This window comes from Helicobacter sp. 11S03491-1, from assembly GCF_002272835.1.
Lineage (GTDB): Bacteria > Campylobacterota > Campylobacteria > Campylobacterales > Helicobacteraceae > Helicobacter_J.
The window spans coordinates 1-7,020 of the sequence record NZ_MLAO01000017.1; the positions used below are offsets into that span (position 1 = coordinate 1).

Here is a 7,020-nt window from a genome sequence, read left to right on the forward strand (position 1 = left end):
GATGTTAGTTTGATTTTGAATGTATGTCAATTTTTTACAAATAAATCACAAAGATCATCAGAGATAAAATACAAAGAGCTAAACCCATCTTTTGGTAACAAAAAACCGGGCTTTTAGCGCTTTTTTGAGCATAGACATCCTGATGGACAGGGGTGAAATAATTACTATAGGAGCTATGGGAAAATTCTTTTTGCCAATGTTGGATAATACGGGGTTGTGTAAGTTTCATGCACAACTCTTAATTTGGCATAAAAATATATAAATGAAACCCTCTGAAAAAAAATAAATGAAGACTTTAAGACACCCTTAAGCAAAAAGTATTAGGAATGCGACTAAATTTTAACTATCTAAAAACCGGAAAATCCTTTGAAGATTCTCTTGAGAAACTCTAAAGGATTGCTTGACAGATTTCATATGATACATTCTTTCAAAGACATTCTATGGGGTATTTAGAATGATGAGAATGATTGAGTATATTATTTGTAAATGATTGGCTATGTTATTTATAATTGTAAATTTTATGATGCTGTGTGATTGTATAAAAAGCAGATTTCCCTATCCCTGCATCGACCTACATTCCCACACCTGAAAGATGCAGTATCATCAGCGAAGAGGAGCTTAACTGCCAGGTTCGGGATGGAGCTGGGTGTTGCCTCCTCTCTATAGACACAAGGAAAAGGGAGTTAAAAGCAATACCCCCATCAAGTAAGAATTGCCCTTAACTCCATTTTCCTCTATAGGAAGAAATCCGATTATTAATAGCCTGTTTTCCTTTATCCTCTAAAAATTCTTTTGATTGAATGATTATCCTTTCATCTTAATTCTTATAAAATAAAGTCTTTGGTAATAAGACACATACACTCAATAAGGCAGTGATAACATACCCACACTTCTTGATCCTGAATGAATATAAAAATAAGCCAAACGGTCTATTAGTAGTAGTCAGCTAAATGCATTACTGCACTTACACATCTACCCTATCAAGCAGGTAGTCTTCCTGCGACCTTCAGGGAAAGTTCATCTTGGAGTTGGCTTCCCGCTTAGATGCTTTCAGCGGTTATCACATCCGTGCGTAGCTACCCAGCGGTGCTCTTGGCAGAACAACTGGTACACTAGTGGCACGTCCATCCCGGTCCTCTCGTACTAGGGACAGCTCTCCTCAACTTTCCTACGCCCACGGCAGATAGGGACCGAACTGTCTCACGACGTTCTGAACCCAGCTCGCGTACCGCTTTAAATGGCGAACAGCCATACCCTTGGGACCTGCTCCAGCCCCAGGATGCGATGAGCCGACATCGAGGTGCCAAACCTCCCCGTCGATGTGAGCTCTTGGGGGAGATCAGCCTGTTATCCCCGGGGTACCTTTTATCCTTTGAGCGATGGCCCTTCCACACAGAACCACCGGATCACTATGACCGACTTTCGTCTCTGCTCGACTTGTTTGTCTTACAGTCAGGCTGGCTTATGCCATTACACTCAACTTGCGATTTCCAACCGCAATGAGCCAACCTTTGCAAGCCTCCGTTACTTTTTAGGAGGCGACCGCCCCAGTCAAACTACCCACCAGGCATTGTCCTGCTTGAGGATAACTCAAGCCAGTTAGCAGACAGAAACATTAAGGGTGGTATCTCAAGGATGGCTCCATCTCCACCGGAGTGAAGATTTCAAAGCCTCCCACCTATCCTGCGCATAATGTTCCCATCGGCAGTGCCAAGCTGTAGTAAAGGTCCACGGGGTCTTTCCGTCTTGCCGCGGGTAGGAGGAATTTTCACCTCCACTACAATTTCACTGAATCTCCGGTTGAGACAGCTCCCATCTCGTTACGCCATTCATGCAGGTCGGTATTTAACCGACAAGGAATTTCGCTACCTTAGGACCGTTATAGTTACGGCCGCCGTTTACTCGGGCTTCAATTCAAAGCTTCGCATTGCTGCTGACTAATCCTCTTAACCTTCGAGCACCGGGCAGGCGTCACACCTTATACTTCCTCTTACGAGTTGGCAAAGTGCTGTGTTTTTGGTAAACAGTCGGGAGGGACTCTTTGCTGAGACCTAATTGCTTAGGCACACCTTATCGCGAACTTACGGTGCCAGTTTGCAGAGTTCCTTAACCGGAGTTCTTTCACGCGCCTTAGAATACTCATCTCATCTACCTGTGTCGGTTTACGGTACGGGCAACCATTGCTAAACTTAGAGGCTTTTCTTGGCACGACGGTATCAGCGATTCTCCTATCGATCCGAAGATTTCAAAGAGCCTGTCAGGTTTGGGATACAGAGGCGGATTTACCTCTCCTCTAACTTACACCTTTCGACCAGCACTTCCATCCGCTGGCTCGCTTAACCCTATGCGTCCCCCCATCGCACACAATGGTTGGTATAGGAATATTAACCTATTTTCCATCGACTACCCATTTCTGACTTGTCTTAGGACCCGACTAACCCTACGATGACGAGCATAGCGTAGGAAACCTTAGATTTACGGCGAATATGATTCTCACATATTTTATCGCTACTCATTCCTGCATGCTCACTTCGCATCGCTCCAGCACTCCTTACCGGTATACCTTCAACGCTGATACGAACGCTCTTCTACCACTGTGCATCAGCACAATCTGGAAATTCGGTGTCTATCTTAGCCCCGTTATATTTTCAGCGCGCAATCACTAGACCAGTGAGCTGTTACGCTTTCTTTAAAGGATGGCTGCTTCTAAGCCAACCTCCTGGTTGTCTGAGTAACTGTACATCTTTTTCCACTCAGAATAGAACTTTGGGACCTTATTTGCCAGTCTGGGTTGTTCCCCTTTTGACGATTGATTTTATCACCCACCGCCTGACTCCCAAGATAGGGTAACAGGTATTCGAAGTTTGACAGGGTTTGGTACCGCGGTGAGCAGCCCTAGCCCAATCAGAGCTCTACCCCCTGTTACTATCACTTGAGGCTATACCTAAATATATTTCGAAGAGAACCAGCTATCACTAAGTTTGTTTGGCCTTTCACCCCTATCCACAGCTCATCCCAACCCGTTTCAATGGGTACGAGTTCAGTCCTCCGCGAGCTATTACACTCGTTTCAACTTGGCCATGGATAGATCACTTAGCTTCGGGTCTGCAGCATCTGACTAAACGCCCTGTTAAGACTCGCTTTCGCTACGGCTTCGCGTTTGCTTAACCTTGCCAGATACCACAACTCGCAGGATCATTATGCAAAAGGCAGTCCGTCACCCTGATAAATCATAGGGCTCCGAATGATTGTAGGCAGATGGTTTCAGGTTCTATTTCACTCCGCTCACTGCGGTTCTTTTCACCTTTCCCTCACGGTACTTGTTCGCTATCGGTCAAAGAGGAGTATTTAGGGTTGGAGAGTGGTCTCCCCTGCTTCAGTCCGGATTTCACGTGTCCTGACCTACTCCGGATACTGCTACCTATGAATAACTTTTCGCATACGGGGTTATCACCCTCTATGACTTACCTTTCCAAGTAATTCTGCTAAGTTATTCAAGTGGATATTGCAGTCCACAACCCCAAGTGCAAGCACTTGGTTTGCCCTGTTCCCCGTTCGCTCGCCGCTACTGAGAGAATCTCGTTTGATTTCTTTTCCTCCGGATACTGAGATGTTTCACTTCCCCGGGTTCGCTCCATTAAAGGTAACCGGTATCTCTACCGGCTGGGTTGCCCCATTCGGAAATCTATGGATCAAAGCTTCTTGACAGCTCCCCATAGCTTATCGCAGTCTGGTACGTCCTTCATCGCCTCTCTTTGCCAAGGCATCCACCATCTGCCCTTAAAAGCTTATTTTTCAAGTCTTTAAAATAAATTCTAAAAACTTGTGCCTTCAAGCAGGATAAAATTGTGTGAATATTCTAAAGTTATCACTGCCTTATTGAATGTATGTTGATAAGAAGGATAACTTTGATGATTAAGATTGAAACTGTCTCTTGAATCCTTAAGAGTTTATGTTTGAAATGCAAGCATCTCTGTTGTTTTGTCTTGATGAATTCTTTGATAATGATCTCGTTCTTATTATCTTGTATTTCTTTCTATCTTCTTTCCATTGTATAAAACAGAGTAATTGTAGTCTTATTACTATTTTTTAGGCTATTAACAATAAAATTTTAAATAACACTTAGACAAAAGTCTAATGCAAATCTTCTTCTTATTCTTGTGTTTTCCTGATTGTGTTATCTTCTTTGGTATCACAACCATAACCGTAAGTGAAAGACTCTGATTAAACTTTTAAAATCTTTTCAATCTTTGATTCTATGGGTTCGGATTTTCAAATCCTTTGAATCTTGATTTTATTTCCCGTGCCTGAATACTCTCATTTATTCTTTGTGAATTCTGTATTGAGTTTTCTTGCTTTGTTTTTATTCTCTTTGGATTCTCCGGACTTTAGGTTTTCATTTCTAAGATAGTCATTCTTAAAAATCATTTCATACAAGAGAGAGGATGGTGGAGAATAGCGGGATCGAACCGCTGACCTCCTGCGTGCAAAGCAGGCGCTCTCCCGGCTGAGCTAATTCCCCTCATAATGGTGGGCTTAAGAGGACTTGAACCTCTGACCTCACCCTTATCAGGGGTGCGCTCTAACCACCTGAGCTATAAGCCCCTTTAACACACTCTCTTGTTTTATTTATTGATTGAAACCCTGATCTCTGAAAACTAAGCAAGAAAAAGAAGTTAAGCTATAAGAATACAGATACTCTATTCTTGGATGATTAGGATAAACAAATACCCTAATAAATCTCTAGAAAGGAGGTGATCCAACCGCAGGTTCACCTACGGTTACCTTGTTACGACTTCACCCCAGTCGCTGCATCCGCCGTGGACGGTAGCCAATTTAGCATCCCGGCTTAAGGCGAATACAACTCCCATGGTGTGACGGGCGGTGAGTACAAGACCCGGGAACGTATTCACCGTGACATTGCTGATTCACGATTACTAGCGATTCCAGCTTCATGTAGTCGAGTTGCAGACTACAATCCGAACTGAGAGATGTTTTTGAGATTTGCTCCGCCTCACGGCATTGCATCTCTTTGTGCATCCCATTGTAGCACGTGTGTAGCCCTGGGCGTAAGGGCCATGATGACTTGACGTCGTCCTCACCTTCCTCCTCCTTACGAAGGCAGTCTCCTTAGAGTGCTCAGCCGAACTGCTAGCAACTAAGGACGAGGGTTGCGCTCGTTGCGGGACTTAACCCAACATCTCACGACACGAGCTGACGACAGCCGTGCAGCACCTGTTTTCAAGGTCTGGCAAGCCAGACACTCCACTATTTCTAGCAGATACTATCAATGTCAAGCCCAGGTAAGGTTCTTCGCGTATCTTCGAATTAAACCACATGCTCCACCGCTTGTGCGGGTCCCCGTCTATTCCTTTGAGTTTTAATCTTGCGACCGTACTCCCCAGGCGGGATGCTTAATGCGTTAGCTGCATTACTGGAAGGACAAGCCTCCCAACAACTAGCATCCATCGTTTAGGGCGTGGACTACCAGGGTATCTAATCCTGTTTGCTCCCCACGCTTTCGCGCATTAGCGTCAGTAATGTTCCAGCAGGTCGCCTTCGCAATGAGTATTCCTCTTGATCTCTACGGATTTTACCCCTACACCAAGAATTCCACCTACCTCTCCCATACTCCAGAGCAACAGTTTCAAATGCAGTTCTGTAGTTAAGCCACAGGATTTCACATCTGACTTATTGCCCCGCCTACGCGCTCTTTACGCCCAGTGATTCCGAGTAACGCTTGCACCCTCCGTATTACCGCGGCTGCTGGCACGGAGTTAGCCGGTGCTTATTCCTAAGATACCGTCATTATCTTCTCTTAGAAAAGGAGTTTACAATCCTAAAACCTTCATCCTCCACGCGGCGTTGCTGCTTCAGGGTTTCCCCCATTGAGCAATATTCCCTACTGCTGCCTCCCGTAGGAGTCTGGACCGTGTCTCAGTTCCAGTGTGTCCGTTCACCCTCTCAGGCCGGATACCCGTCATAGCCTTGGTGAGCCATTACCTCACCAACAAGCTGATAGGACATAGGCTGATCCTTTAGCGAAATTCTTTCCCCCATAGGGTATATCCGGTATTAATCACCGTTTCCAGTGGCTATCCCGGACTAAAGGGCACATGACCTATGTATTACTCACCCGTGCGCCACTAATCCGTCTCCGGCAAGCCGGAGACTTCATCGTTCGACTTGCATGTATTAGGCACGCCGCCAGCGTTCACTCTGAGCCAGGATCAAACTCTCCATAAAAGTGTTTGTCCTTGTCTCTTCGTCGTTTATATTTAATCACAAAGGGATAACCGTGATGTGGCTTAAACTTCCCGATATAAACAAGATAAATTGATTGGTCTTTAGAGTTTAGGGCTTTTGGCTTTCACTCTAAAGTCTCATCTGTCTTGATTTTTAAGTCATTCAAACAACATCAGGTTATCAACGAGTTGTATTCAAATAGATATTAACAATAAAAGAGATTGCAGTCTTTATATATTGAATGCGAAACCATTCCTATAAAACAGGCAATATCCAATCCCCTGTCTCTATTAAAATAAATACCCCTATGGGAATATCCGAAGGAAGTATCTGTATTCTGACAGAAATACTTTATGATGAGGATTCAATATTCTCTCTCAATAGGAAATGATTGGAAATATTTCCATACTCCCTGTCCAACAGGTGATGTTTAACTATCACCTAAAGAATGAGGGAATATCTGTTTAGAAATATCCGATTCAAATGGCTTGACTTCATTTCTCTTGCTTAGATTTCAAAGATCATTACTCAATCTGATAAATATAATAGAAAACTATTATCCTATATTTGAATCAAGTATTAAAGAACACCACCAAAACAAGCAACACTTTCTTCCGGAGTCAAAATGATTTTAAAAACTCTTTGAGACTATGAAGTAATCAAACTGCCATATAACCCAAGAGATAAAATTGAATCAACCGGAGAGTTTTTATGAGGCTCACCTGAATGGGAGTGGAATATTACATGTATCTAGCTTAAGGTTGGCTTAGGAGA

General features: G+C 43.8%; 1 protein-coding gene, 2 tRNA genes and 3 rRNA genes. All 6 read right to left on the reverse strand.

Annotation, left to right across the window (positions count from 1 at the left end):
* Positions 1-34: 34 nt before the first annotated feature.
* Entirely contained in the window at positions 35-229 is a 195-nt protein-coding gene (locus tag BKH45_RS08525; RefSeq protein WP_095275062.1) for a hypothetical protein, read from the reverse strand.
* Between the two features lie 329 nt (positions 230-558).
* Positions 559-674, reverse strand: a 5S ribosomal RNA gene (gene rrf / locus BKH45_RS08530).
* Between the two features lie 237 nt (positions 675-911).
* Positions 912-3,794 (reverse strand): 23S ribosomal RNA (locus BKH45_RS08535).
* Between the two features lie 652 nt (positions 3,795-4,446).
* Positions 4,447-4,522, reverse strand: a tRNA-Ala gene (locus BKH45_RS08540).
* Between the two features lie 6 nt (positions 4,523-4,528).
* A tRNA-Ile gene (locus BKH45_RS08545) sits at positions 4,529-4,605 on the reverse strand.
* Between the two features lie 142 nt (positions 4,606-4,747).
* Positions 4,748-6,246: ribosomal RNA gene (locus BKH45_RS08550) — 16S ribosomal RNA — on the reverse strand.
* Together the 16S, 23S and 5S rRNA genes with 2 tRNA genes alongside form the textbook arrangement of a ribosomal RNA operon.
* Positions 6,247-7,020 lie beyond the last annotated feature (774 nt).

Coding starts and splice junctions, on each gene's coding strand:
- BKH45_RS08525 (WP_095275062.1), bottom strand. CDS start 229: ATGAAACTTACACAACCCCGTATTATCCAACATTGGCAAAAAGAATTT.